Raw genomic sequence first — 25,196 nt, 5'->3', positions numbered from 1 at the left:
GCTGGCGGCCTCGATACGGTCACGACGACGATCTCGCTCCATCCGCCAGCGCCTCGACCATAGCCGGTTGCGGCCACGCCCGCTGTGGTCCCCGCATCGCCTCCCAGGCGTGAGCGATCTGCAGCACGCCGAGGTCATCGAAACGGCGTCCGACGATCTGCAGGCCGATTGGCAGGCCGCTCGCCGTGTAGCCGCAGTTCACGGAGGCTGCCGGCTGCTCGGAATAGTTGAAGACGGTAGTGAAAGCGACCTGCTGGGCCGGATGGATACCCTGCAAATCCAGTTCCAGGTGAGTCTGCTCGGCGCCGAATGCGGGCTGCGGGAATACTGGCGACAGGACATAATCGAAATCACGCGTGGCCGCCACGGTCGCCGCGCGCAACGCGAAAATCTGGGCATGCGCCTGGTACAACTGCTCGGCCGACGTACCGACAGTGTGCTCCACCGCCCGTGTGACGATGGGCGCTACCCTGTCGCGCCGCGCCGGTGGGAAGGCGGCCAGGTCCATGCGGAGTCGCATCGAAAAGAAGCTGCCCACGCTTTCGAGCATACCTGGCCTGATCCAGGGCTTGACCGGCTCGACGCGCGCGCCGGCTGCCTCGAAGGCTCGTGCAGCCGCGAGCACCGCGTCGCGCACTTCGGGATCGACCTGCACGCCGCTGTCGAGTTCGAGCCAGAGCCCAATGCGCAGGCCATTCACATCGCGCTCGAGACGCATCCAGTCGATCGCCTGATAGGGCAGGCTCATATGATCGCGAGCGTCCGGCAGCGAAAGCACGCTCATGAGCAGTGCCGCATCCGTCACCGTGCGCGTCATCGGGCCAGCCACCCGCCCGGTGTAGGGCGGGTCGATTGGTACGCGTCCAAGGCTCGGCTTGAGTGCGAAGATGCCGCAAAAACTCGCCGGAATCCGAACGGAGCCTCCAATATCGGTCCCCACATGCAGCGGCCCGTAGCCGGCCGCGGCCGCCGCGCCCGCGCCCGAGCTCGAACCACCGGTATTGCGAGTCAGATCCCACGGGTTGCGCGTGAGCGGATGGAAGCTCGAAGGCGCCGCGGCAAGCATGCCGAAATCAGGCATCGTGGTCTTGCTGACGAAGACCGCCCCGGCTTCTCGCAGGCGCGCTGCGGGCGGCGCGTCCGCTTCCGCGGGAACCAGTTCGGTGGCCGCGCTGCCGAGCGGCACTGGCACGCCGCGCGTGGCGATGTTTTCCTTGATCGTAACGGGTACGCCGTCCAGCAGCCCCTGGGGCTCGCCTCGTTGCCAGCGGGCCTCGGACTCGCGGGCCATCGCCAGTGCGCCGTCGGCGTCGAGCGCGTAGGTCGCGTGGATATGCGGCTCCCACGCGTCGATGCGTTTCATCACGGCCTGCGTGACTTCAACCGGCGAAAGTGTCTTGCGGCGGTATTGCTCGAGTAGCGCGGTGGCGCTCAGGTCATACAGTGCGTTTGTCATCTTGAATGATCATCGAGTGGAGCAAGCCTAGGGGGTAGCAGCTCCGGTTGGAATCAGCTGCGGGCGATGCAGATGGGCCGCATGCGCCTTTCAGCTCACGACAGGCCAGCGATTTCAGATTCGGAATCCATGAGCGCTTTCGATTCAGTGCCAGTGCCGGCGTCGTCGCGTGGCACCAACGCACTCAGGCGACGCTTCGAGCGGCCCGGGTCGAGTAGCACCATGCCGAGCGCTGCGGCAACGATCAGTAATGCACCGATGGAAGCGAACGCGATCGAATAGCCGTTCGAGTGCACGCCGCCCATCGCGTCGAGCACCCAGCCCATCAAGACGGGCGCAATGAGCCCGGCCATGCCGGCAACCGAAACCACCACCGCAAGCAGCGTGCCGCGCTGCCTCTCGGGCGTGATCTCCGCAATCAGTTGCGGGCCGAACGAATTGATCTGCATGATCAGCGAACCACCGAGCGTCATCAGCGCGACCTTCGCGCCATGCGGCAACTCCGTGAGCAGCGCGACGTAACTGAGGCCGCCGATCAGGCAACACACGCTGCAGAACATGCCGCGGGCCACGCGCGTCGACACACCGCGCCCGATCAGGTGTTGGGACACCACGGACAGGGCGAGGCCCACGGGAATCTGCACGGCGACCTGCAACCCGAAAATCCACCCCGCTGCCCTGGCGCCATATGCGAGCCCCATGCGCATATAAACTGGCCCCCATGCGAGCGCGATAACGGTGACGAGCGAGGCGAGGAACCATTGCAGCATCACGCCGACGACCGTGGGATCCAGCAGGAGGCTGACAAAGCGCACCTCCCCGGCCGCTCCGTCCAACTCTACGGCTGTCGCGCTCGAATGGTGCGCCTTGGTCTGGCCGCCTTCGGCGCCAAGCGCCAGCCACAGCGCAACCCAGATCAACCCCACCACACCCAGCGCGAAAAAGGCTGCCCGCCACGAGTACGCATCGGTGATATAGGTCAGCGCAGGAGCGGCCACCACCACGCCGGCCGCCGCGCCGATCTGAATCAGCGTAGTCGGCACATTGCGCTTGTGGTCGTCAAACCATTTGTACGCAGCGTGCAGCGCGACTGGATAGGCCGGACCTTCGCCCAGGCCGAGCAGCACGCGGCAGACGATCACCGTACCGAAACTCACCGGCGCGGCCATTGGGAACTGCACCGCGGCCCAGATCAGCGCAAGCAGCGTGAGCAGCCACCGGGTCTTCACGTAACGCGTGATCGCGCCAAAGCCGATACCCGAGAGCGAGTACAGCAGATAAAACGCACTGCCGATCAAGCCGAACTGCGTAGCAGTCAGCTTCATGTCGCGCATCATCGGCACGGCGATCAGCCCCAGCACCGCCTTGTCAGCGTAGTTGACCATCATGAAAAAAAACAGCAGCGCGACCACGATCCATCCTCTCGCGCTTCCCGATTGCATCGACATTTGTGCCCCCAAGTGTATGCGGCTCGCCCATCGAGGCGCTGAGCCCGTCATGTCGCGGGCTGCGGCCGCACTATGCGTCAAGCGTCTCAGCCACGCCGGCCTCCCGGAAATGCGGATGGAGACACAGCAGGTTTTCGATTTCCGCCGTCCAGATCGCTGATCCAATACATCTGATTTGGACTACTGAATATGAGAAATGACCGGATTCGCGGCTTTCTCGACGGGGGTGCGGTACCTCCGGAAGAATCAATCCATCGAAGACAGCGTGCACGCGCCGCGAATACGGCCGATCAGGCTACGTCTTTCAGTTGGTTCGCCTTGGCTTTCTGCGCTGCAAGATGTTCAAGCAACTGCGTCGTCAGCTTGTCAATACTGCCATTGAGGACCCGCAACTCCTCGTCGCCCAGCGTCGCGAGAAACAGCCTTTCGAGCGTATTGCCGCGCTCGTAGGTCCGCTGCACTAGCGTTTCGCCTTCGGCACACAGGAAGAGATTGATCTGGCGCGCGTCGGATTCGCCGATCTCGCGGCGCAGTAGCGCCCTCCGCACCAGCGAACTCACGATTTTCGAAACTAGCGTCTTCTCCAGCATGGCCAATTCGATCAGCCGGCTCAGCGTCAATCCCGGCTCAAGCGCAACGAAACGCAAGATACGCAGGTCGCGCACCGACACGCCGAATTCGCTTTCGTAAAACTGCGTAGCCGCTTCCTTGCTCAATTCGCTTAGCCGATCAAGCCGGAACGTCAGGTATTCAAGGATGGGATGGTCTGACGTTGACATGGGCGCATCCGACACTCAGTTGGTATGCAACAGATTCTGCACGCAATAGTTGATGCGAGCAACAAAGTGATAACCCTAATCGGGGTCGGCGCACCTGCCGCGCGAAAACTGGCGACTGTGCGGAATGGGTGACCGTCTCAGGTCGCCCCGTTCCTGCCCGTGAGTTAGTTTGTACGAGTGTCGATACGGCGCTCCAAAGCGGCCATTTCGTCATTCGTCCCCGACAGGCGTGGGCCATCGCAGTACATCACAATTCGATCGGCATTCTTAACCGATCGAATCGCTAAACAGCGCACAAGGGTCGGGGACGTTATCTGATGTCAGTCGGATTTGAACACTGGTAGATGAATCCGCTAGCTGACGCTCTGAGCGGCCGCCGCGAGCGCTTTCATCGCCAGCATGTACGGGTACGGACCATGGCTGATTCGGGCAACGCCGTTTTTCGCGAGTTCCGCGATGGACGGCGTTTCCGCCAGACGCATGATGTTGACCGGGAGCGGTGAAGCAGCCGTCAACTCGCGAATGAGGGCGGGTGACTGAAGGCCTGGCACGAAGAGACCGTCGGCCCCCGCTTTTGCATAAGCCCGTCCTCGCGCCAGCGCTTCCTCGACCATGCGATTATCGTGCTCTTCAGGTGGGCGCGTGAAGAATACGTCGGTGCGCGCATTGATGAAATACTCAACCCCCGCGCGATCAGCAGCACTTCGCGCCGCGGCGATACGGGCGGCCGCGTCCTCAACAGCGCGCAAGGCACCCGTCACAGGAAAGCTATCCTCGATGTTGCAACCGGTTGCCCCTGCTTCGATGCTGAGCGTTATCGTGTCGGCGACGTCCTCGAGTCTTTCTCCATAGCCACTTTCCAGGTCCACGGTGACCGGAAGATCCGTCGCGCGTGCGATCTTTGCGAGCACCTCCAAGACGAGCGCCCGCGGCATCTTCTCTCCATCGGAAAAACCATTGGCCATGGCCACTGACCAGCTTCCTGTAGCCAGCGCAACGGCGCCTGCCTTGGCCACGGTGGCGGCGCTTCCGGCGTCCCACACATTGAACAGGATCAACGGATTTCCTGCTCGATGAAGCGATCGAAAATAGGCACCCTTGTCATTGCTGCTCATGCTCGTCGCTCCTTGTAAATATCGGGCTGGACACTGCGCCATAGGAAACCGTCACCGTATCGAGCGCGGCGAGAAAATCCCGGGCATCAAAAATTTCTCCCAGACTTACGACACCCCCTCCCGGCGCGACCTTGCCACTCAGCAGCCGCTCAGTCGCCTCTACGACGATCGGTGCACTGACGGCATAGATGTCGCGTCCCGTTGCCGTGACACGGCGCGTCGTTCCGCTCTGTACGATGACGACGTCCACAACGAATTGTTGGGCCGATCGTCCCTGCTCATCGTGAGGCTGGGGCGCTGGCGTATTGGGATCGCGAATGTCGCGCAGGGCCGAAAGAGCGAACCAGGACTCGACCGTGTCGATGCGCAAATGACGCGAGACGGTGAGTACTTCCGTAAAGGGGAGCATCACCACGTCCATGTTGCCGAACGGCGGCCGGAAAGACCACACACCTTCGGGCGCGGGCTGCGGGACAGGCGCCAGTCGCCCCGCCTCCTGGATGAGCCGTATTGCGCGATTGCGTTCGCCAGTCAGGCGCGTTCCACGCGTCGGATGCCAGCTGTCGAGGCCAATGGCGATATCGACCCTGTCGAGCGGCCTATCCGCGTCAGCGGTTGCCGTGACGAGCAAATCGGCAAGTCCGCCATAGAACGCCGCCGCCGGGATGAGCTTCACCCCCGCAGCGCGTGCGCTCGTATCACGTTGCTCGATCAGCGCCTGGAGCGCGGGCTGTTCCGCCGTGACGTCGAGATAAGGAATACCGGCGCGCAACGCAGCATCGACGACCGGCAACGCGGTATCGAGAAAAGGTCCGGCGCAGTTAATGACGGCGTCCGTGCCGCGGATCGCTGCGTCGAGTTGCTCGGGGTCGTCGATGGCAGCGACGCGCCATGGCGTCGTGTCACCGGCACTGCTTTCCCGCAAGCGTGCGGCATCGCGCCCTATCCGGACGACGCCGAGGCCACGCCGCTTTAATTCCGCGACAACAAAGCTTCCTGTGTGGCCTGTGGCCCCGTAAACCGCAACAGTCATTCGATCGTTCATGGCCCCATCCGATACAGAACGGTTTGTTTTATAATACAGATCTGTAGCGCCGTCAATCTTCGAGTGCTATGATTGAAACCTGTGTTATCGGCACAAGAAATCTTTGAGGTTGAGCCTGAATGAAGAAGGGAGAACAAGCACGCGGACTCGCACCCAATACGCGCGAGCGCATTCTGCGGACCGCTAGCGAACTTTTCTATCGAGAGGGCACGCGTGCGGTTGGCGTCGACCTTATCGTGGAGCAGGCGGGTGTCGCCAAGACGAGCCTTTATCGTCATTTCGGAACAAAAGATGACCTCATCGAAGCCTTCCTCCTCCTTGAGGACGAAGACTTCTGGCGACATTGGGATGCGGTTGCGGCACAGCATAAGGGTGCCCCGCGTGAGGAACTGGACGCGCAACTTCAATGGATTGGTGAACGCATTGCGCGACCGGGTTATCGCGGCTGCCCGCAGATCAACATCGCCGCCGAATATGCGGACGATAAACACCCCGCCCGCAAGGTCGCGGTGGCGCATAAGCGAGAACTGCGGCGGCGACTTGCGGATCTGGCGCGAGCCCTGCGCGTCGATAAGCCCGAGACTGTTGCGTTACGGCTAGGAACGATGATCGACGGCGCACTAAGCAGCGGGAGCGCACTGCATGCAGAGGGGCCCGTACAGTTCCTGCAGGAATTAGCGCAAATACTGATCCCGAAAAGAACCAGGAAGTGACCGTCGCATGAATCCACGAGCCATACGTCCACGCCATTCAAGTTGCAGGGTAAGGCTCAATCAATTCCGCGAAACGGTCTGCGAGCGTCTGTCTCGCACGTGCTGGCCAGATTGCGCTGAGTTCGAAACGCGGCAACGCGGCGCCGTCGACGATCTCGCACAACCTGACTCCGCTAAATTGCAACGCGCGCACTGAACGCGGCAGCAGCGACACACCGCACCCCGCGGCGACGCACGCGAGCACGGTCAGCGACCGGTTCGCGTCCTGCACGATCTCCACCTCGCAACCCGCTTGCCGGAATGCGCTCAGGATGCCCGCGCGAACGCCAGGCAACTGGCCTTGCGGAAACCATACGAGCCCGTGCGCAGCGAGTTCGCGTAAAGACACACTCGCGCCGGCCTCCAATGGAAACGTCTGCGGCAACACTGCGATCAATTGCTCCCGCGCGATCAACTTCTCCCGCATCTTGCCCGCGACCGCCACCGGCGTATGCAGCAAGCCAATGTCGATTTCCCCTTTCTCGAGCGCGCTTGCCTGCTCGGCATTGCTCATCTCGCGCAGCACCAACTCGACATCCGGCACCGATGCGCGCAAGGCCGCGATTGCGTGCGGCAGCACTTCGAACAGCGCCGCCGACGCGAAACCCACGGTCAGACGCCCAGCTCGTTGGGCACCGATTTCCCGGGCACGGTGCGAGGCAGCGTCGATTCTCGCGACGCTCATCCGCACATCCTCGACGATCGCCAGTCCGGCAGCGGTCAGGTCCGCACCACGCCGCGTCCGGCTAAAGAGCTTGACGCCCAGTTCCTTCTCCATACGCGTGAGCGACTGACTCAGCGCGGGTTGCGCGATGTTCAGACGCTCAGCGGCGCGCGTGACGCTGCCTGCATCGACGACGGCGAGGAAGTACTTCAGGTTGCGCGTGTCCATATTAAAACGATATGAAAATTGATCATTTTCATCATATATGTTTATCCAATCGCTCGCTAGAATGCCTCCACGGACGATGCAGCGAGTGACCGTCGTCACGGAAAAATAGACTCAGCAACCATGTTGCATGGGACCAGAGTAAGGCACTAAAGCGCCAACTCTGGTCGACAGGAGACAACGATGACTTGGTATCGCGACATATCCGCGCCGGAAAAGCGCACCCTGTGGAGCTGCTTTGCCGGATGGGCGCTCGACGGCGTGGACACGCAGTTGTTCAGCCTCGTGATCCCGACCTTGCTCGTGACCTGGGGCATCGGCAAGGGCCAGGCGGGCTTGATCGGGGGCGCAACGCTCGTCGCCGGTGCGTTGGGCGGACTGCTCGCGGGCATGCTATCGGACCGCTACGGCCGCGTGCGTGCGCTGCAGATCACCGTGGTCTGGTTCTCGCTCTTCACCTTCCTCAGCGCTTTTGCACAGAACTTCGAACAGTTGCTTGTCCTCAAGGCGTTGCAGGGCGTGGGTTTTGGCGGCGAATGGACCGCGGGAGCGGTGCTGCTGAGCGAGACCATCCGCGCGGAGCATCGCGGCAAGGCGATGGGCATCGTGCAGAGCGCGTGGGGTTTCGGCTGGGCGGGCGCGGTGCTTCTGTACACGCTGGTTTTCTCGTTCGTGCCGCCAGATTGGGCGTGGCGGCTGCTGTTCGGCATCGGCGTGATTCCTGCCGGGCTCGTGCTTTATCTGCGCCGTAACGTGGCCGAACCACCGAGAGCCCTCACGCCTGCCGGGTCGCCGAGGCACGCCCTCCCCGCGGCAACCAACATCTTCGACCGCTCGGTGATCCGCACGACGATCGTGGGCGCACTGATCGGCGTGGGCGCGCACGGCGGCTATCACGCCATCACCACATGGCTGCCGACTTACCTCAAGACCGAGCGGCATCTGTCCGTGCTCGGCACGGGCGGTTATCTTGCCGTCGTCATCACGGCGTTCATCTGCGGCTGCTTCGTGAGCGCGTGGCTCCAGGACCGGATCGGCCGCCGGCTCAACGTGATCCTCTTCGCCGTGTGCTGCATCGCGACGGTCAACCTCTACGTCTTCCTGCCGATGGGAGACACCGCCATGCTGTTCCTCAGCTTTCCGCTGGGCCTCTTTGCAGCGGGCATCCCCGCCACGCTCGGCGCACTTTTCAACGAACTCTATCCGCAAGGCATTCGCGGCACCGGTGTGGGCTTTTGCTACAACTTCGGGCGGATCGTCTCGGCAGGTTTTCCGGTGCTGGTCGGACACATGGGTAATTCGATGCCGCTCGGCTCAGCGCTCGGCATCGATGCCGGTATTGCCTACGGACTCGTGGTCGTGGCCGCGCTCATGCTGCCGGAAACGAAGAACCGCCGGATCGCGACGGTAGCGGCCAACGCCGCGACGCGTGCCTAAGGGGGAAACCCATGATCGACGAACAGATTCAAACGATGCAGATGCAAGCCACTACGGTAGCGGATCAGTGGTACCACGCCAAAGATAGCCGGATTATCGCAATCGACGCGCACGCCCATGTGTTCGTGCGCGGCTTGCCGCTTGCGGCGCAGCGTCGCCACGCGCCGGATTACGACGCAACGGTCGACGCCTACGCCGCTCACCTGCTGTCGAACGGTGTCTCGCACGCGGTACTCGTGCAACCCAGCTTTCTCGGCACGGACAACACCTTTTTGCTCGATGTGGCGAAGCGCTATCCGCGACGCTTTCGCGGGGTGGCGGTCGTGGATTGCGCGGTCACCGATAGCGAGCTCGCACGGCTCGATAGCGCGGGCGTGGTGGGAATCCGCTTGAATCTCGTCGGCTTGAAGCTTCCTCAACTGACTGCGCCCCACTGGCAGCGGCTGTTCGCGCGTGTCAAGGCGCTCGGCTGGCACGTCGAAGTCCACCGTGAGGCGAGAGACTTGCACGCCGTTGTCGAGCCGCTGCTCGAGCAAGGCTGCACCGTGGTCGTCGATCACTTCGGCCGCCCCGATCCACGCACCGCGGCTGACGATCCGGGCTTTAAATACCTGCTCTCGCTTGCTGCCAGAGGACATGTCTGGGTAAAGCTGTCGGCGGCTTACCGGAGTGCTACGGCCGATGACGGTACGGCGTTGGGCATCGCCCTGACGAGCCAGATTCTCGACGCTTACACGCCCGATCGACTGGTCTGGGGCAGCGACTGGCCGCATACACAGCATCAGCACATCGTCGATTACGACGCCACCCGGCGGGCCCTCGATCAGTGGGTTCCGGACGTGGCGCAGCGCGAGTCTATTCTGACGAACTCGGCACGCACGCTTTATCGATTCGAATAAGCCGCTCGACCGGGCGACGATCCGGACCTTGCAGTGCCGTTCAGCGAGCGCTGAACGTCGGGGCAGCAAGCCGCTCTGCGACCGCATCGATGACAAACAGGCTGCACGTGATGACTAAAGCGAACTGTGTCGATCGAATGCCGCTACGTGCCGCAAAAACAGCGGATCGCCCGCGCCGCCGCATAACAAATAAAGGAGACTGCACATGACTGCCCCACGATTAGATCGACCTTCGGATCGCCCCCCGCCATTGCGATCCATCGCAGGCGGCCTGGCGGGCAACCTGATCGAGTGGTACGACTTTCTCGCGTACAGCATCTTTTCCATCTACTTCGCCAAGGCGTTCTTTCCCAGCGACAACGCGACGGTCCAGTTGATGAACGCGGCGGCAATCGCCGCGGTAGGTTATGTGGCTCGGCCACTCGGCAGCTGGTTGATCGGCTTGTATGCGGATCGCCGTGGCCGTAAATCAGCGCTGACCGGTTCAGTGTCGGTGATGTGCATCGGTTCGCTGATCATCGCCGTTACGCCGGGATATGCGACTATCGGCGCCTTCGCCCCCGCGATTCTGATCTTCGCGCGACTGCTGCAAGGTTTGAGCATGGGCGGCGAATACGGCACGAGCGCGACGTATCTCAGTGAGATCGCGCCGGCAAATCGTCGCGGCTTCTACCTGGGCTTTCTGCAGGTCAGCGTGGTGGCGGGTCAATTGCTGGCGCTGGGTCTGCTGCTGGTTATGCAGCACATGCTGTTTACGTCCGGTCAGATCGACCGATGGGCGTGGAGAATACCGTTCGTCATCGGCGGCGTGCTCGCACTGTTCGCGCTCTACATGCGGCGCAATGTTGTGGAAAGCGAGGCATTCCAGCACAGTGGGACCCGGCGCGGCCCAACCATCAGCCGTGAAATGCTGCGCCACTGGCGACAACTGTTGCTGGCTGTCGGCATTACCGTGGGCGGGACGGTCGGTTTCTATACGTACACCGTCTATATGCAGAAGTTCCTCGTCAATACCGTGGGACTCGGCAAGGAAACCGCCACCCTTGTCTCGGCTTTAGCGCTGCTGCTGTATATGCCGTTGCAACCGCTTTTTGGCCTCGCTTCCGACATCCTGGGCCGGCGCCCCGTCCTGATTTTTTTCGGGCTGAGTTGTACGCTGTTTTCCGTGCCGCTCTTCAGCGCGCTCGCCCACACGCATGACCCGCTGGTCGCGTTCGCGTTGTCGTTTTGCGGACTCTTTATGCTGAGCGGCTTCACGTCGGTCCACATGCTGGCGAAAACCGAACTGTTCCCCGTGCGCATTCGCGCGCTCGCAGTCGGCCTGCCCTATGCCCTGACCACGGCTATCCTCGGCGGCACAACCGAGTTCGTCGCGCTGAAGTTCAAATCGATTGGACACGAGCCATATTTTTACTGGTACGTCACCGCATGGTCCGCCATCTCCCTGCTCGTCTATCTCAAGATGCCGGAGACGCATGTGCGCAGCCCCCAACCTGAAATTCAAACGGTGATCGAATGATGAAAACGGCCGGCAAGTACAAGGTACTCCTGATGATCTGGCTACTCCAGTTCGTCAACTATCTCGACCGTATCAACCTGTCGATCGCAGCGCCTACCATGATGCGCGATATGAAACTGAACCCCAACGCGTTCGGTTTCGTCCTCGCCGCATTCACGTTTGGCTACGCAATTGCGCAGATCCCCGGTGGCTATCTGGCTGACCGTTTCGGCGCCCGGTGCATGCTCATCGCAAGCCCGATCCTGTGGAGTATCTTCACCGGCATGACCGGGTTCGCGTCGACGCTTGTCGCGCTGGTGGCTGTGCGCGTCCTGTTCGGTGCATCGGAAGGCTTGTCGAACGGCGCAAGCTTCAAACTGATCGGCGACAATTTTGCGCCGCATGAACGCTCTGCCGCGAATGCTGCGTATCTCTCCGCACTGGCGCTTGGGCCCGCATTCATCGCACCGGTTGCGGTATGGTTCCTGACGCACACGGGCTGGCAGGGCATGTTTCGCTGGCTTTCGCTGCCGGGCCTCGCAATGGCGGTATTGATCTGGTGGGTGATTCCGAAGCGAGTCCCGACCGCTGCGACCCACCACACCAACCTGTCCACGGATGCCCCTGCGAGCGGCCTGCGAGAGATCGTTCGTCAACCGACATCGTGGCTGATATTTGTCGCCTATCTCGCCTTCAACGTCGCGTTTTGGGCTTACCTCGGTTGGATGCCGAGTTATCTGTCAATCGCGCGCCATATCGATCTGAAAGCCCTGGGCGTCGCGGCGTCCATTCCTTATCTCTTTGGCGCGGCCGGTATGATCGTGTTCGGCTGGATCGGCAGTCGTTCGCTTTATCGATACCGTTGCCTTCTCATTGCCGCGATCTACGTTTGCACGGCGATATCGCTCTACGTCACGTACAACGTTGCCACGAGCGCGCAAAGCATTGCCGGTCTGTCGGCATCGGCGTTTTTTCTGTACGGCGGGTTCGGCCCGGTGTGGTCGATCGTGCTGGACCTGACGCCTGAGAATCTGCGTGGGGCATTTTCCGGATTCGTCAATCTTGGGGGACAAGTGGGGGGATTTTTCGCACCCATTGTCGTTGGCTACGCGGTCTCTGCGACCGGATCGTTCACCGGCGGCTTTCTTTTCATGATTGCAGCCTTGTTCGTCTCAGCGCTTTGCTTCACCCTCCTCCACGCAGCGCGCAATGGTCATCATCGCAAGGGAATCTCGCGCGAACCTGCGTAGTCAGCCCCCGGTAGCGATGATGACCGCACTGCGCGCCGACCCACAACGCTCAGTCACCCGCGGCACACGCGGCCATTCATCGATACCGGTCTCGAGCAACTCACCACGTGCCCGCCGTCGCGCCGCCATTGACAGGCAAGACGACACCCGTTGTAAATTCAGCATCGGTCAGATAGAGCACCGCATCCACCACGTCCTTCGTTGAACCGATCCGTCCCACAGGTTGCAGCGTCTTCATGAACGCGTGCCGGGAAGGATCATGCAGCGGCGTATCGATCGCACCCGGCGCTACCGCCGACACCTTGACGTTGCTCGATGCAAGTTCAAGCGCGAGCGCCTTGGTGGCCTGATTCAAACCGCCTTTGATCAGCACGGGCAGCAACGCGGGCACCTTCACGTTCGGTTGCATCGCGATGCTCGCCGTGATGCTGACGATGTGGCCCTGCCGGTTGCGGGACATATGCTCGGCCGCCTGCTGAGTGGGATAGAAGAAGCCCTTCAGGTTGGTATTGATCAACGCGTCGAGATCCTCGGTCGTGTAGCTGCTGACCGGCTTCGCAATGAATATCCCCGCGTTGTTGACAAGAATGTCGACCTTGCCGAAGGCCTCGATCGCGCGCTCGAACAGCGTGCGCGACGTCGCCGGATCGGCGATATCGCCAGGCACCGTCAGAAAATTGTGCGGCTTATCCAGCTTCTGCGCGGCCAGTTGCAGACGGTCGATCGTGCGGGCGTTGCCGACCACGTTGAAGCCACGGGCGAGATACGCCTGCGCCAATGCATAGCCGATGCCGCTGGATGCGCCTGTAATGATCACGGTTCGCGCTTCAGTATTCACGTTTGAACTCCTGCCAAAGAAGTACGGGAAAGAGCAGGCAGACGCGCGTCGCAACGCGTCGCTGCAGGAAACCGGCCGTACCTCGTCGACTCCCTGTGGCCGACTATACTGATGCTGTTTGTGCCGATAAATCAGGTTTTTTACAAATCACTTGATACACCATGTAATGAATACCAAACGGCAATTCAACGACCTTCTACTCGGCAGCATTGAACTGTTCTGCCTTGCGGCCGAACTGGCGAGCTTTACGGCCGCAGCGGCGGCTGCCGGTGTCACGCCGGCAGCGGTTAGCCGTTCGGTGTCACGCCTTGAAGAAAGAATGGGCGTGCGCCTGTTTGTCCGGACCACGCGGCAGATCCGCTTGACCGACGCGGGCCGCGCATATTTCGAGCGATGCCGGGAAGGGCTGTCACACCTGGTGGACGCGGAGCGTCAGGCAACCGGGCAGCAATCTGTCCCGGCTGGACTGCTGCGAATCAGCATGCCGACGCCTTATGCGCACTATCGGGTGCTGCCGCTGCTGCCGGAGTTTCGCGATCGGTACCCACGGGTGCAGGTCGACGCGCACATCAGCAACCGGAACGTCGACTTCGCTGAGGAGAGCTACGATCTCGCGATCCGCGGACGCGCGCCGGCGGATTCCAATCTGATCGCCCGCACGCTCGAGGATGCGGAACTGGTCGTTGTAGCCACACCCGCTTACCTGTCGCGCAACGGAACACCCACGTCGCTGGACGATTTGAAGCAGCACGAGTGCATTCAGTTTGAGCGGCCGAGCACAGGCCGGAAAAACCCGTGGACGTTCAGGCAGGAAGGCGAAATCGTCGAACTGATGACCGATGGCGGCTACTCGAGCGGCGGCGACGTGCTAGGTGGTGTGACGCTGGCACGCAACGGCGCTGGATTGTTTCAGACGTATCGTTTTGTGGTCGAGCGTGACCTGCGCGAAGGGACGCTGGTTGAAGTGCTGCCGGTGTTCAGCGGTGCGTCGAGGCCTTTCGTGCTGCTGTATCCACATGGACGGCACCTGTCGCTACGGATGCGGTGTTTCGTGGATTTTCTGCTTGAGAAGCTGGTGGAGGGTCGCGCTCGGTAGACAATCTGCGAATGCTGAGCTCAAGCCCAATTTGGCGTATGAGCGGCACGCGTGATACGATCGAGACACTTTCAAAACGCCCTCGCGGTTCGCCGCGAGGGCGTTTCTTTTTGGTTTCCAACCCCAGAAAGGAACACGTTGAAATGAACCCACATGACTCTCTGACCCAAGCTTCGACTTCAGGCTTAGGCTACGTGCAACATGGAGCAGGACCCGAACGCGTGCTGGTCATGCATGACTGGCTTGGTGACCACACAAACTACCAATCCGTGATGCCCTACCTCGACGGGGCAGCCTTTACGTACGTCTTTGCGGACCTGCGCGGGTATGGAAAATCCATCCATATGCGCGGCGACTATAACGTCCAGGAGATTGCCGCTGATTGTCTGAATCTCGCTGATCAGCTTGGCTGGCATCGTTTTCATCTGATCGGTCATTCGATGACCGGAATGGCGACACAACGCATCGCGGCCGACGCACCTGATCGTATCAAGAGTGCGATCGCCGTATGTCCTATCTCCGCCGCTGGTAATCAGTTGAACGAGGACGCGTTGCGTTTCTTTTCAAGCACGTGCGAAAACGACGACGCGTTCCGCCGGCTAGTGAAGTTTGCGACGGGTGGCCTTTCAGATCGGTGGGCCGAAGTCAAGCTGCGCCAGAACCGCGAAAGGGTCGCACCTGAATGCCGTTCGGGTTACCTTCAAATGCTATCCACGACCCACTTCGTCGAGGATGTTCGCGGGCTGGAAACCCCTTATCTGGTGATCATTGGCGAAAAGGATCCGGGGCTCGATGAGCATGCAATGAAGAACACATTTCTTGCATGGCACCCCAATGCAAATTTATTAAAAATTCCTAACTGTGGACACTATCCCATGCAGGAGTGCCCGCCATACTTTGCGATGATCATAGAGGACTTCTTGCGCAGTCAGGCCCGTTGATTGCCGACGCAGTCCTGGGATGTCTCGGGGCTGCGTCGTTTCTGGAAGGCGGCTCACTGCCGTGCCCCAAAGTTTCCTGAAGAAAGGCGATGGAGCTCACCAGCCTCGGTGGCATGTGCGCATCGGGCAGGTGTACCACATGGACGGGCCAGGTCGGAGCTGGCCCGCATCCAGATCTTCCTGCAGCATCAAGTCAGTGCGTCGCTGAGGCACTCGACTGGCGGTGCCGGACCTCCCGCCTGGCCTTGAGACTCAGACCCGCGCACTGCTGGCTCGGCTGGATGCAATCCATGCGGTGCCACGCAGTCGTGGCACCGCATGATCGGGCATAGAGTACGCGACGTCCATGGCGGTGGCGCCTACGATCCGCATCCTTGCTCATCACCCGCCATTCAGGGCGCACCGGCCACGACGGCTGCCGGATGAACGTCCCGCTGAGGACGCGCCGGCGAGTTGCGCATCGGTGACAGGCTCTTGATCGGCCAAAGCCGTCATTCGAATATCGGTGCTGGTCAGACGGCTACCGATCGCTTTCCTGACATTCGGAGGTCGGCGGTCGCGAATGAAGGTAGCTTTGTAGAGCACCACTCCGGTCAGCCGAGCCTGCCGATAATTGGCCGATCGTGAACCGGTCCAGGAAAAATCGAACAGGCGTCAACGAGGGGGAGCGCAGTTCAAAGCCAGGTGCCGCCCTGGCGTTCGGTCGGCTCTTGTGCAAGGGCGTCGAAATCGTGAATCCAGTCCAGATGATGCAGCAGACTGTCGCGTGCGCGAAGGCGGGCGTTGCGCGCCTGCGCCTCGGGTCCGTCCGGCAGATGCAACACGTCAGCCGTCGATATCGAGGCGTATTGCACCTTGCGCGTGCGGCCCCGCCGCAACCGCTCGTAAGCCTCCTGCGCCTCGCGCCAGCGACCCGGGCCTGCCTTGGCCAGTTGCGCGGCCAGCACCACGGCATCTTCGATCGACTGATTGGCGCCCTGGCCATGGTGCGGCACGAGCGCATGCGCGGCATCGCCGATGAGCGTCACGCGGCCCTTGCTCCAGCGCCCGAGCGGGGGACGATGGAACAGGCCCCAGCGCTGGCTGATCGGCACCGCCGTGATCATCTGCACCGCCGCCGGATGCCAGTCCTTGAACAGGCGCAACTGCTCACCCTCGCTCGCCGTCGTGACCCAGTCGCGCGACGGCCACGGCGAGGGATGGCGCTCGACGAGCAGAAAGTTCTGGTCGCCTTTGTCGCCGATCGGATAGTGAAGCAGATGGCCCTGTGGTCCGACCCAGAACTGAATGGCCTCGGGATCGGGCAGCAGATCCATATGCCCAGCCGACACCACGCCACGAAAACCTGAGCAGCCCGAATACAGGGCGTCGTCATAGCCGAGCATCCAGCGCCGCGTGATCGAGCGCGCCCCGTCCGCGCCGATCACCAGATCAGCGTCGATGTGCCGGCCGTTGGCGAAACTCAGACTCACACGATCGGGGTGCTGCACGAGATCGGTCAGCCGATGGCTGAGATTGATGCGCTCGAGGCCGACCGCGTTCGACAGCACGGCCTGCAGATCCGCGCGGTGTACGCCCCAATAGGCCCCCCCGAACTGCTGGCGATAGCTCGGTTCGCCACGATGCTGTCCAATCACTTCGCCGCTGCGCCCGTCCCGATAGATCAGCGCGGGTATTTCAGCGCACACCGCGTCGAAGGCTGCACGCAGTCCCATGCGCTCGTAAAACCGCGTCGCATTCGCCGACAGCGCGACTGCCGCTCCGACCTCGCGAAGCTCGTCGGTCTGCTCGTAGAGCTGCGCGTCGATGCCATGTTCTCGCAGTGCGAGCGCGAGCGTGAGGCCGCCGATGCCAGCACCGATTATTGCGATCTTCAGATCCAGCTGTTCCATGGGGTGTCTCCAATATTCAGACTGTGTGATTGAGTCGGCACGGCACGCGTACTGTGCTGAAGTCGGATGCGTGCGCCGTATCCGAATTCTCGGCACTGGTCGTTCATTTCACAATAAAATGGGGTGAATCCGCATCATCACTGAAATCAATGAGCCCGGGATACCCGCGTCATGAAGCTGAGTGAAGTTGATCTCAATCTGCTGCTACTTTTCCAACGGTTGATGCAGGAGCGGCGCGTATCGACCGTGGCCGAGCAGATGAACATGAGTCAGCCCGGCGTCAGCAACGCCCTCGCCAAACTGCGTCGACGGCTCGGTGACCCGCTGTTCGTGCGTGGGCCGGGCGGAGTAGTGCCCACGCCGTTTGCGTTGCGCCTGGCAGAGCCGGTTTCTCAGGCGCTCGCGATCCTGCACGCCGCACTCAATCCCGAGACCGGTTTCGATCCGCTGCGTGTCACGCGCACGATAACGATCGGCATGACCGATATCGGCGAGGTCGTCTTTCTGCCCGCGCTTGTCGAACGACTGTCGCGCGAGGCGCCGGGCATCGCGCTCAATACCGTTCGCGACACGAGCGTCAATCTGAGCAACGAGATGGCCGAGGGCCGGGTCGATCTCGCCATCGGCCTGCTGCCGCAGCTCAAGGGCGGTTTCTATCAGCGCCGCCTGTTCGATCAGCGGTATGTCTGCCTGTTCAGGCGCGGCCATGCGCTCGAAGATGCGCCGCTCACGCTCGCTGCCTGGCGTGAAGCCGAGCATCTGGTAGTGGTGTCCGCCGGCACCGGACACGGTCAGGTGGACGATTGGCTAAAACGGCGAGGCGTACAGCGCCGGGTGCGATTGACGGTGCCGCACTTCATGAGCGTCGGCTACATCCTGCAACGCACCGATCTGATTGCCACGGTGCCGGAGCGACTGGCCTTGCAACTGGCAGCGCCGTTCTCACTGAGCCTTCGCACATTGCCCTCGACGTTGCCTGCCGCGCCGATCCATTTGCTCTGGCACGAGCGAGTCCAGCAGGACGAAGGCAATCGCTGGCTGCGCGGGGTGGTGATCGACCTGTTCGCGGACTCGGCAATGCAAACGCGCAGAACGAAATCCGTGCAAAAAAGATCGTAGTTCGAAACAAGACATCGGGTCGAGCGGCCTGATCGAGGCGGGCGAGCGAGCATATGACTGGATCTGCCGCCATAAACTGCGGCTCACAGGCGTCGTCGGTCGGACATTCCGGGGTCGGCTCCGCAAGCGGCCGTTGACGGCGTGCCGACACGACCGTCAGTTGTGGGTCGGGAGTGTGAGTTCACCGATGCAGCAAGCTGCCGTCCGCCTGCTTGACGCTGTCACCGTCCGTAGTTCTCCGCATTGTGGACGTAGAACCCAGTCCTTTCCAACGGCGGCTCCGGCCAATCAACCGTCTGTCACAACAAGCGGCCAAGCCCTAACAAGAGGGCTCTACAGTTCACTATCCTGCCCCAACGTCTCCTGAAGAAACGCAATAAAACTCACCAGCTTCGGTGGCATGTGCGTATCGGGCAGATGCACCACATGGACGGGCCAGGTCGGCGCCGGCCAGTCGGGGAAAAGACGAACGAGCCGGCCCGCGTCCAGATCTTCCTGCAACATCACCTGAGGTTGAAGAATGACCCCCAGTCCCGCGAGCGCGGCCTCGCGAAGCGCCAGGCCGCCATTGACGTCGAGGCGGCCGCGCACCGAGATGTGCTCCACGCCATTGCCGTCAGGGCGGGGAAAGCGCCATTCGCGTTCAGGGCCGTTCGTAAACATAAACGCCAGGCAGTTGTGCTGCGCCAGATCGGCGGGCACCTGCGGATGCCCATGGCGCGCCAGATAAGCCGGAGACGCGCAGGCGATACGCGGCGAATGGGCCAATGGCCGCGCAATCAAGCCCGAGTCCGGTAGCACGCCAACGCGGATGGCGGCGTCAAAGCCTTCTTCCGCCAGATCGACGAAGCGGTCGCCGAGGGACAACTCAACCTGGACCTCGGGATACCGGTCGAGGTAGCTGGCAAGCGCGGGCACGATGACCCGCGTGCCATAGATGACCGGGCAACTTACCCGCAATCGGCCACGCGGGCTGCTCTGCATCTCGCGCGCATCCAGTTCGGCGGCGTCCACCAGCGTCAGAATTTCAAGGCATCGTGCGTGATAACGCTGGCCGAGTTCGGTCAGGCTCTGGCGTCGCGTGGTGCGATTCAGCAGCCGGCCGTTAAGGCGTCGCTCCAACTCACGAATGTGGTTACCGACCATCGTCGGCGTCATGTCGATGCCTTCGGCCGCAGCGGTGAAGCTGCCGCGTTCGACCACGCGCGCAAATATCGCCATGCTGCTGAATCGATCCATTCGCAAGTCCTATTAAGGAGTGTTCGAAGAGATGATGGGTTTATCAAGTTTGGCTAAAGAATAATACTCGGGTCCTCGCTTCACTCACAACCCGCATCAAGGACTCGCTATGACTAGTGCAAGCACGAACCTTCAGCATCAACACGTCGTCCTGCTGGGCGGCACGTCGGGAATCGGCCTTGCCACGGCCCATGCCGCGCTGACCGCCGGTGCCTCGGTGACGGTGGTTTCATCGCGCAGTCAGCGTGTCGATGAGGCGCTCGCCCAGCTCGGTGATCGGGCCAAGGGATACACGGTCGATCTGACTGACGAAACCGCTGTGCGCGGGCTGTTTGAGCAAGTCGCAGCTTTCGACCATCTGGTCTACACAGCCGGCGATTCACTGCAAACCGGCGCGCTTGTCGACATGGACCTCGATACGGTCCATCAGCTTTTCGATGTGCGAGTTTTCGGCGCCATTGCCGCCGTCAAGCATGCGGTGCCGTATCTGCGTCCCGGCGGCTCCGTGGTACTAACCAGCGGTGTCGCCAGCCGGCGACCGCACAAAGGATGGGTGGCGCTGGCCAGTGTCTGCAGCGCGATGGAAGGCCTCACGCGGGCACTCGCGGTGGAGTTGGCGCCGATTCGCGTCAATCTGGTGAGTCCAGGTTTGGTGCGCACCCCCCTGTGGGCCAACTTGCCGGAACCTGATCGCGAGGCGCTATACGCCGCGAGTGGAGCGACCCTGCCGGTGGGGCGTGTCGGCGAGGCGGAGGACCTCGCGCAAACTTACCTCTATTTGATGACCAATCGCTATGCCACGGGACAGACCGTCATCGTGGACGGCGGTGGCGTGCTGGTCTGATAAACATACCGCACCGTAAACGCGATAACCTGGACCGGATCGTCCGGCCAGGTCTATCAGCGTCACAGATGCATTGCTGCAGCGATGCCGGGCTGGCAACCGTCAACTCATTCGCCCGGCACCCTCACCCACCCTTCCATCAACACCCGCGCACTCCGGCTCATGATCGCTTTGGTGACGGTCCATGCCCCGCCTTCCTCGCGAGCCTCGGCCCCCACCCGCAGCGTGCCGGACGGATGCCCAAAGCGCACCGCATCCCGCGCGCCACCGCCCGCTGCGAGATTCACCAAGGTCCCCGAAATGGCAGCCGCCGTGCCAATCGCAACCGCAGCGGTTCCCATCATCGCGTGATGCAGCTTACCCATCGACATCGCCCGCACCAGCAGATCGACGTCACCTGCGGCAACGCGCTTGCCGCTGGAAGCCACGTAGTCGGCAGGTTTCGCGACAAAGGCGATCTTCGGCGTGTGCTGCCGCGTCGCGATCTCATCGATATGCTTGATAAGACCCATACGCACCGCACCATACGCGCGAATGGTTTCGAACATCGCCAGCGCCTTCTCGTCGCTATTGATCGCGTCCTGTAGTTCGGTGCCCTTATAACCGATCGATTCCGCATCCACGAAGATGGTCGGAATGCCGGCATTGATCATCGTCGCCTTCAGCGTGCCGACACCCGGCACCTCGAGGTCATCGACAAGATTCCCAGTCGGGAACATCGCGCCGCCTGCGCCCTCTTCTTCGGCAGCAGGGTCCATGAATTCGAGTTGAACCTCAGCAGCCGGAAACGTCACGCCATCGAGTTCAAAGTCCCCGGTTTCCTGCACGGCGCCGTCGGTAATAGGCACATGCCCGATGATCGTCTTACCGATATTCGCCTGCCAGATACGCACAACAGCCACACCGTTTTGCGGAATCCGGCTCGCATCGACGAGGCCCGCGCTAATTGCAAACGGCCCGACCGCAGCAGAAAGATTTCCGCAGTTACCACTCCAATCGACAAACGCCTTATCGATCGAAACCTGCCCGAACAGATAGTCCACATCATGATCCGGCTTGCTGCTCTTCGCGATGATGACCGTCTTGCTCGTGCTCGACGTCGCACCGCCCATGCCATCGATCTGCTTGCCATAAGGGTCCGGGCTGCCGATCACACGCATCAGTAGCGCATCTCGCGCGGCGCCTGGCACCTGGGCCGCCTCCGGCAAATCCTGCAGCCGGAAGAACACGCCTTTGCTGGTACCGCCGCGTATGTACGTCGCCGGAATCTTGATCTGAGGTTTGTGGGCCATGAAAATAGTGTCCTGATGAGGGCGGGCGGAATGGCATAGCGCGTTGCGCCACACCGCCCAAACCTGCGTTACGTTCGCCGCTGAACCGACTAAGCCAACTCAGTCGACTCATTCGACCAAGCCAGTTCAAACGGCTGAATCAACTTAAGAAGCCTGAAAGCCTTAGGCCGCAGCCTTTGTCGATTCAAGAAAGTCCTGTGCAAAGCGTTGCAGCACACCGCCGGCTTCGTAGATCGACACCTCTTCCGCGGTGTCCAACCGGCACGTTACCGGCACTTCCACGCGATCACCGCTCTTGCGATGAATCACGAGCGTGAGGTCAGCGCGTGGTTTGCGTTCGCCGATCACGTCGAAGGTCTCGGTGCCGTCGATAGCCAGCGTCAGACGATTCACGCCCGGTTTGAATTCCAGCGGCAACACGCCCATGCCCACCAGATTCGTGCGGTGAATCCGCTCGAACCCTTCAGCAACAATCGCCTCCGCGCCGGCAAGACGCACGCCCTTCGCCGCCCAGTCACGCGACGAACCCTGACCGTAGTCGGCCCCGGCAATCACGATCAGCGGCTGCTTGCGCTCCATGTAGGTTTCGATCGCTTCCCACATGCGCGTCACCTTGCCCTCAGGCTCGATGCGGGCCAGCGAACCTGCCTTCACCTTGCCGTCTTCCAGCACCATCTCGTTCTTGAGCGTGGGATTCGCGAAGGTGGCACGCTGCGCGGTCAGGTGATCGCCACGGTGAGTTGCGTACGAATTGAAGTCCTCTTCCGGCAAGCCCATCTTGGCGAGATATTCACCCGACGCACTGTCCGCCATGATCGCGTTGGACGGCGACAGGTGGTCAGTCGTAATGTTGTCGCCCAGCACAGCCAGCGGACGCATACCCTTCAGCGTGCGCTCACCGGCCAGCGCGCCTTCCCAATACGGCGGACGGCGGATATACGTGCTCATCGGACGCCAGTCGTACAACGGATCGGCCTTCTCACCCGTGTCGACGGAAACGGCGAACATCGGCTCATACACTTTGCGGAACTGCGCCGGCTTCACGCTCGAAGCGACGATCGCGTCGATCTCTGCATCGGACGGCCAGATGTCCTTCAGCCTGATGGCATTGCCGTCAGCGTCGACGCCCAGCACATCCTTCTCGATATCGAAGCGAATCGTGCCCGCAATCGCGTAAGCCACCACCAGCGGCGGCGAGGCCAGGAAAGCCTGCTTCGCGTACGGATGGATACGGCCGTCGAAGTTACGGTTGCCGGACAGCACCGCTGTCGCATACAGATCGCGATCGACGATTTCCTTCTGGAGCACCGGATCCAGCGCACCCGACATGCCGTTGCACGACGTGCACGCATACGCGACCACGCCGAATCCCAGTTGCTCCAGTTCCGGCAGCAAGCCCGCTTCTTCCAGATACAGCGTGACCGCCTTCGATCCCGGCGCGAGCGAGGTCTTTGCCCAGGGCTTGCGGGTCAGTCCGCGTTGATTGGCGTTACGCGCCAGCAAACCGGCGGCGATCATGTTGCGCGGGTTGTTGGTGTTCGTGCAGCTCGTGATCGCGGCGATGATCACCGCGCCGTCCGGCATCAAACCAGGCTCGTTCTCCACCTTGCCGCTGATGCCGCGCGCCGCCAGTTCCGACACCGGCAAGCGGCGATGGGGGTTCGACGGACCCGCCAGCGTACGCACCACGGTAGACAGGTCGAACGTCAGCACGCGCTCATACTCCGCGTGCTTCAGCGTATCGGCCCACAGACCCGTTTCTTTCGCGTAGGTCTCGACCAGCTTGACGAGTTCATCGTCGCGACCGGTGAGTTTGAGGTACTTGATGGTCTGCTCGTCGATGTAGAACATCGCGGCCGTCGCGCCGAATTCGGGCGCCATGTTGGCGATGGTCGCGCGATCGCCGAGCGTCAGGTTGGCCGTGCCCTCTCCGTAAAACTCGAGGTACGCGCCGACCACTTTTTCTTTACGCAGGAATTCGGTCAGCGAGAGCACGACGTCGGTCGCCGTGATGCCTTCAGCGGGCTTGCCCGTGAGCTCCACACCGATGATGTCCGGCAGGCGCATATAAGACGCGCGGCCCAGCATCACGCTCTCAGCTTCAAGACCGCCCACGCCGATCGCGATCACACCGAGCGCATCCACCATCGGCGTGTGCGAGTCGGTACCGACCAGCGTATCGGGGAAGGCCACGCCGTCTTTCACCTGCACCACCGGGCTCATGCGCTCCAGGTTGATCTGATGCAGGATGCCGTTGCCCGGCGGAATGACGTCGACGTTCTTGAACGCGCGCTTGGTCCAGTTGATGAAGTCGAAGCGGTCTTCGTTGCGGCGATCTTCGATCGCGCGGTTCTTCGCGAACGCGTCCGGATCGAAACCGCCGCACTCGACGGCGAGCGAATGGTCCACCACCAACTGCGTCGGCACGACGGGATTCACCATCGCGGGATCGCCGCCTTGCGCGGCAATCGCATCGCGCAGGCCGGCGAGATCGACCAGAGCGGTCTGGCCGAGAATGTCATGACAGACCACGCGCGCCGGGAACCACGGAAAATCCAGCTCGCGTTTGCGTTCAATGATCTGCTTGAGCGACGCGACGAGCGTCACCGGATCGCAGCGGCGCACGAGGTTTTCGGCCAGCACGCGCGAGGTGTACGGCAGCGTGTCATAGGCGCCGGGCTGGATCGCATCGACGGCGGCACGCGTGTCGAAGAAATCCAGTTGGGTGCCGGGAAGGCGTTTGCGGTTGGCAGTATTCATGGCTTAGGGGACAAAACAATAATGATCCGGGGACGATGGCGGCAGCCGTGCTTCACAATCCGCTGCCCCTCTTTCAGGCGGTGCAACGCTCGCGTGTCAATCGCACAGTTTGTGTAGTTTAGCTTGCAGTGGCGCTCGCGGTGGCGCGCTGGCTTGCAGTGTATTTTTGTTGATGCGCCGCACAATGCAACGCAACGTACGCTTCAAAAAAACAGCCTTGGCTCGGGGTTCCAGCGAGCCAAGGCCTAACTTCATCACGCCGCTCTCACGAGACGCAATGGAGGAGAAACACTTGCGGCTTTGCTCTTAAACGCGCTTGGCGAGCGGCACGAACGGCAGATCGTCGGGACCGGTGTAATTCGCGCTCGGACGAATGATCTTGTTGTCGATCCGTTGCTCGATAATGTGCGCGCTCCAGCCTGCCGTACGGGCGATCACGAACAGCGGCGTGAACATCGCCGTCGGCACGCCCATCATGTGATACGAGACCGCGCTGAACCAGTCCAGATTCGGGAACATTTTCTTCGCGTCCGCCATCACCGACTCCAGACGTTCGGCGATGCTGAAGAGCTTCGTGTTGCCCGCTTCCTTCGAGAGATTCTTCGCA

21 protein-coding genes are annotated in these 25,196 nt (G+C 61.7%); 9 read left to right on the top strand and 12 right to left on the bottom strand.

Annotated elements, in window-relative coordinates; genetic code table 11:
* Window positions 1–19: 19 nt before the first annotated feature.
* The 5 genes from PQQ96_RS10070 to PQQ96_RS10050 all read right to left on the bottom strand — a co-directional run bounded on the left by PQQ96_RS10070 (window position 20) and on the right by PQQ96_RS10050 (window position 5,843).
* The gene (locus PQQ96_RS10070) at window positions 20–1,456 is read right to left on the bottom strand and encodes an amidase (protein WP_408291284.1); all 1,437 of its coding nucleotides are present in this window, start codon (window positions 1,454–1,456) and stop codon (window positions 20–22) included.
* 95 nt (window positions 1,457–1,551) lie between these two features.
* Window positions 1,552–2,904, bottom strand: coding sequence for an MFS transporter (locus PQQ96_RS10065; protein WP_408291282.1), 1,353 nt, complete (start codon window positions 2,902–2,904; stop codon window positions 1,552–1,554).
* A 290-nt stretch (window positions 2,905–3,194) separates the two neighbouring features.
* Window positions 3,195–3,683: a MarR family winged helix-turn-helix transcriptional regulator gene (locus PQQ96_RS10060; protein WP_408291280.1), complete on the bottom strand. Its 489-nt coding sequence runs from the start codon at window positions 3,681–3,683 to the stop codon at window positions 3,195–3,197.
* Window positions 3,684–4,036: 353 nt separating this feature from the next.
* Window positions 4,037–4,798 (bottom strand): isocitrate lyase/PEP mutase family protein, encoded by a 762-nt coding sequence (locus PQQ96_RS10055; RefSeq protein WP_408291278.1) that lies wholly within the window; start codon window positions 4,796–4,798, stop codon window positions 4,037–4,039.
* Window positions 4,785–5,843, bottom strand: a complete 1,059-nt coding sequence (locus PQQ96_RS10050) for a saccharopine dehydrogenase family protein (RefSeq protein WP_408291276.1) — start codon at window positions 5,841–5,843, stop codon at window positions 4,785–4,787. The genes PQQ96_RS10055 and PQQ96_RS10050 overlap by 14 nt, the downstream gene beginning before the upstream one ends.
* A gap of 119 nt (window positions 5,844–5,962) precedes the next feature.
* On the opposite strand from PQQ96_RS10050, the gene PQQ96_RS10045 reads away from it, so the two are divergent.
* Window positions 5,963–6,556 carry a TetR/AcrR family transcriptional regulator gene (locus tag PQQ96_RS10045; protein WP_408291275.1) on the top strand — a complete coding sequence of 198 codons (594 nt, stop codon included), beginning with the start codon at window positions 5,963–5,965 and terminating at the stop codon, window positions 6,554–6,556.
* A gap of 37 nt (window positions 6,557–6,593) precedes the next feature.
* On the opposite strand, the gene PQQ96_RS10040 is transcribed toward PQQ96_RS10045, so the two are convergent.
* Window positions 6,594–7,487, bottom strand: a complete 894-nt coding sequence (locus PQQ96_RS10040) for a LysR family transcriptional regulator (RefSeq protein ID WP_408291273.1) — start codon at window positions 7,485–7,487, stop codon at window positions 6,594–6,596.
* Window positions 7,488–7,667: 180 nt separating this feature from the next.
* On the opposite strand from PQQ96_RS10040, the gene PQQ96_RS10035 reads away from it, so the two are divergent.
* The 4 genes from PQQ96_RS10035 (at window position 7,668) to PQQ96_RS10020 (ending at window position 12,568) form a co-directional block, all read left to right on the top strand.
* On the top strand, window positions 7,668–8,921 hold the full coding sequence (locus tag PQQ96_RS10035) for an MFS transporter (protein ID WP_408291271.1): 1,254 nt from the start codon (window positions 7,668–7,670) through the stop codon (window positions 8,919–8,921).
* Window positions 8,922–8,932: 11 nt separating this feature from the next.
* Window positions 8,933–9,820, top strand: a complete 888-nt coding sequence (locus PQQ96_RS10030; RefSeq protein WP_408291269.1) for an amidohydrolase family protein — start codon at window positions 8,933–8,935, stop codon at window positions 9,818–9,820.
* Between the two features lie 205 nt (window positions 9,821–10,025).
* Window positions 10,026–11,339, top strand: coding sequence for an MFS transporter (locus PQQ96_RS10025; RefSeq protein ID WP_408291268.1), 1,314 nt, complete (start codon window positions 10,026–10,028; stop codon window positions 11,337–11,339).
* A complete protein-coding gene (locus tag PQQ96_RS10020) occupies window positions 11,336–12,568 on the top strand; it encodes an MFS transporter (protein ID WP_408291266.1) in 1,233 nt (410 codons plus the stop codon). The genes PQQ96_RS10025 and PQQ96_RS10020 overlap by 4 nt, the downstream gene beginning before the upstream one ends.
* Window positions 12,569–12,668: 100 nt before the next feature.
* Here PQQ96_RS10020 and PQQ96_RS10015 read toward each other — a convergent pair whose 3' ends face one another.
* On the bottom strand, window positions 12,669–13,406 hold the full coding sequence (locus tag PQQ96_RS10015; protein ID WP_408291265.1) for an SDR family NAD(P)-dependent oxidoreductase: 738 nt from the start codon (window positions 13,404–13,406) through the stop codon (window positions 12,669–12,671).
* 166 nt (window positions 13,407–13,572) lie between these two features.
* Between PQQ96_RS10015 and PQQ96_RS10010 the strand changes: the two genes are divergently transcribed.
* Window positions 13,573–14,502, top strand: coding sequence for a LysR family transcriptional regulator (locus PQQ96_RS10010; protein ID WP_408291263.1), 930 nt, complete (start codon window positions 13,573–13,575; stop codon window positions 14,500–14,502).
* A 143-nt stretch (window positions 14,503–14,645) separates the two neighbouring features.
* Complete coding sequence (locus PQQ96_RS10005) at window positions 14,646–15,443, top strand: alpha/beta fold hydrolase (RefSeq protein WP_408291261.1); 798 nt, start codon at window positions 14,646–14,648, stop codon at window positions 15,441–15,443.
* A gap of 674 nt (window positions 15,444–16,117) precedes the next feature.
* On the opposite strand, the gene PQQ96_RS10000 is transcribed toward PQQ96_RS10005, so the two are convergent.
* Entirely contained in the window at window positions 16,118–17,335 is a 1,218-nt protein-coding gene (locus PQQ96_RS10000; RefSeq protein WP_408291260.1) for an FAD-dependent monooxygenase, read from the bottom strand.
* A gap of 171 nt (window positions 17,336–17,506) precedes the next feature.
* Here PQQ96_RS10000 and PQQ96_RS09995 point away from each other — a divergent pair, with 171 nt between their 5' ends.
* Window positions 17,507–18,454 (top strand): LysR family transcriptional regulator, encoded by a 948-nt coding sequence (locus PQQ96_RS09995; protein WP_408291259.1) that lies wholly within the window; start codon window positions 17,507–17,509, stop codon window positions 18,452–18,454.
* A 333-nt stretch (window positions 18,455–18,787) separates the two neighbouring features.
* Here PQQ96_RS09995 and PQQ96_RS09990 read toward each other — a convergent pair whose 3' ends face one another.
* Complete coding sequence (locus tag PQQ96_RS09990; RefSeq protein WP_408291257.1) at window positions 18,788–19,693, bottom strand: LysR family transcriptional regulator; 906 nt, start codon at window positions 19,691–19,693, stop codon at window positions 18,788–18,790.
* 109 nt (window positions 19,694–19,802) lie between these two features.
* Between PQQ96_RS09990 and PQQ96_RS09985 the strand changes: the two genes are divergently transcribed.
* Window positions 19,803–20,537 carry an SDR family oxidoreductase gene (locus PQQ96_RS09985; protein WP_408291256.1) on the top strand — a complete coding sequence of 245 codons (735 nt, stop codon included), beginning with the start codon at window positions 19,803–19,805 and terminating at the stop codon, window positions 20,535–20,537.
* A gap of 107 nt (window positions 20,538–20,644) precedes the next feature.
* Here PQQ96_RS09985 and prpF read toward each other — a convergent pair whose 3' ends face one another.
* The 3 genes from prpF to PQQ96_RS09970 all read right to left on the bottom strand — a co-directional run.
* On the bottom strand, window positions 20,645–21,829 hold the full coding sequence (gene prpF / locus PQQ96_RS09980) for a 2-methylaconitate cis-trans isomerase PrpF (protein WP_408291254.1): 1,185 nt from the start codon (window positions 21,827–21,829) through the stop codon (window positions 20,645–20,647).
* A 162-nt stretch (window positions 21,830–21,991) separates the two neighbouring features.
* Complete coding sequence (gene acnD / locus PQQ96_RS09975) at window positions 21,992–24,589, bottom strand: Fe/S-dependent 2-methylisocitrate dehydratase AcnD (protein ID WP_408291252.1); 2,598 nt, start codon at window positions 24,587–24,589, stop codon at window positions 21,992–21,994.
* A gap of 306 nt (window positions 24,590–24,895) precedes the next feature.
* The coding region (locus tag PQQ96_RS09970) for a citrate/2-methylcitrate synthase (RefSeq protein WP_408291250.1) at window positions 24,896–25,196 on the bottom strand (301 nt) is incomplete at its 5' end.

The sequence above is a fragment of the Paraburkholderia sediminicola genome (assembly GCF_046027825.1).
Lineage (GTDB): Bacteria > Pseudomonadota > Gammaproteobacteria > Burkholderiales > Burkholderiaceae > Paraburkholderia > Paraburkholderia sediminicola_D.
This window is presented reverse-complemented; position numbering and strand designations above follow the sequence as displayed.

Bases quoted from the DNA above. Each gene is read 5' to 3' on its own strand.
- PQQ96_RS10070 (WP_408291284.1), bottom strand. From the start codon at position 1,456: ATGACAAACGCACTGTATGACCTGAGCGCCACCGCGCTACTCGAGCAA.
- PQQ96_RS10065 (WP_408291282.1), bottom strand. From the start codon at position 2,904: ATGTCGATGCAATCGGGAAGCGCGAGAGGATGGATCGTGGTCGCGCTG.
- PQQ96_RS10060 (WP_408291280.1), bottom strand. From the start codon at position 3,683: ATGTCAACGTCAGACCATCCCATCCTTGAATACCTGACGTTCCGGCTT.
- PQQ96_RS10055 (WP_408291278.1), bottom strand. From the start codon at position 4,798: ATGAGCAGCAATGACAAGGGTGCCTATTTTCGATCGCTTCATCGAGCA.
- PQQ96_RS10050 (WP_408291276.1), bottom strand. From the start codon at position 5,843: ATGAACGATCGAATGACTGTTGCGGTTTACGGGGCCACAGGCCACACA.
- PQQ96_RS10045 (WP_408291275.1), top strand. From the start codon at position 5,963: ATGAAGAAGGGAGAACAAGCACGCGGACTCGCACCCAATACGCGCGAG.
- PQQ96_RS10040 (WP_408291273.1), bottom strand. From the start codon at position 7,487: ATGGACACGCGCAACCTGAAGTACTTCCTCGCCGTCGTCGATGCAGGC.
- PQQ96_RS10035 (WP_408291271.1), top strand. From the start codon at position 7,668: ATGACTTGGTATCGCGACATATCCGCGCCGGAAAAGCGCACCCTGTGG.
- PQQ96_RS10030 (WP_408291269.1), top strand. From the start codon at position 8,933: ATGATCGACGAACAGATTCAAACGATGCAGATGCAAGCCACTACGGTA.
- PQQ96_RS10025 (WP_408291268.1), top strand. From the start codon at position 10,026: ATGACTGCCCCACGATTAGATCGACCTTCGGATCGCCCCCCGCCATTG.
- PQQ96_RS10020 (WP_408291266.1), top strand. From the start codon at position 11,336: ATGATGAAAACGGCCGGCAAGTACAAGGTACTCCTGATGATCTGGCTA.
- PQQ96_RS10010 (WP_408291263.1), top strand. From the start codon at position 13,573: ATGAATACCAAACGGCAATTCAACGACCTTCTACTCGGCAGCATTGAA.
- PQQ96_RS10005 (WP_408291261.1), top strand. From the start codon at position 14,646: ATGAACCCACATGACTCTCTGACCCAAGCTTCGACTTCAGGCTTAGGC.
- PQQ96_RS10000 (WP_408291260.1), bottom strand. From the start codon at position 17,335: ATGGAACAGCTGGATCTGAAGATCGCAATAATCGGTGCTGGCATCGGC.
- PQQ96_RS09995 (WP_408291259.1), top strand. From the start codon at position 17,507: ATGAAGCTGAGTGAAGTTGATCTCAATCTGCTGCTACTTTTCCAACGG.
- PQQ96_RS09990 (WP_408291257.1), bottom strand. From the start codon at position 19,693: ATGGATCGATTCAGCAGCATGGCGATATTTGCGCGCGTGGTCGAACGC.
- PQQ96_RS09985 (WP_408291256.1), top strand. From the start codon at position 19,803: ATGACTAGTGCAAGCACGAACCTTCAGCATCAACACGTCGTCCTGCTG.
- prpF (WP_408291254.1), bottom strand. From the start codon at position 21,829: ATGGCCCACAAACCTCAGATCAAGATTCCGGCGACGTACATACGCGGC.
- acnD (WP_408291252.1), bottom strand. From the start codon at position 24,589: ATGAATACTGCCAACCGCAAACGCCTTCCCGGCACCCAACTGGATTTC.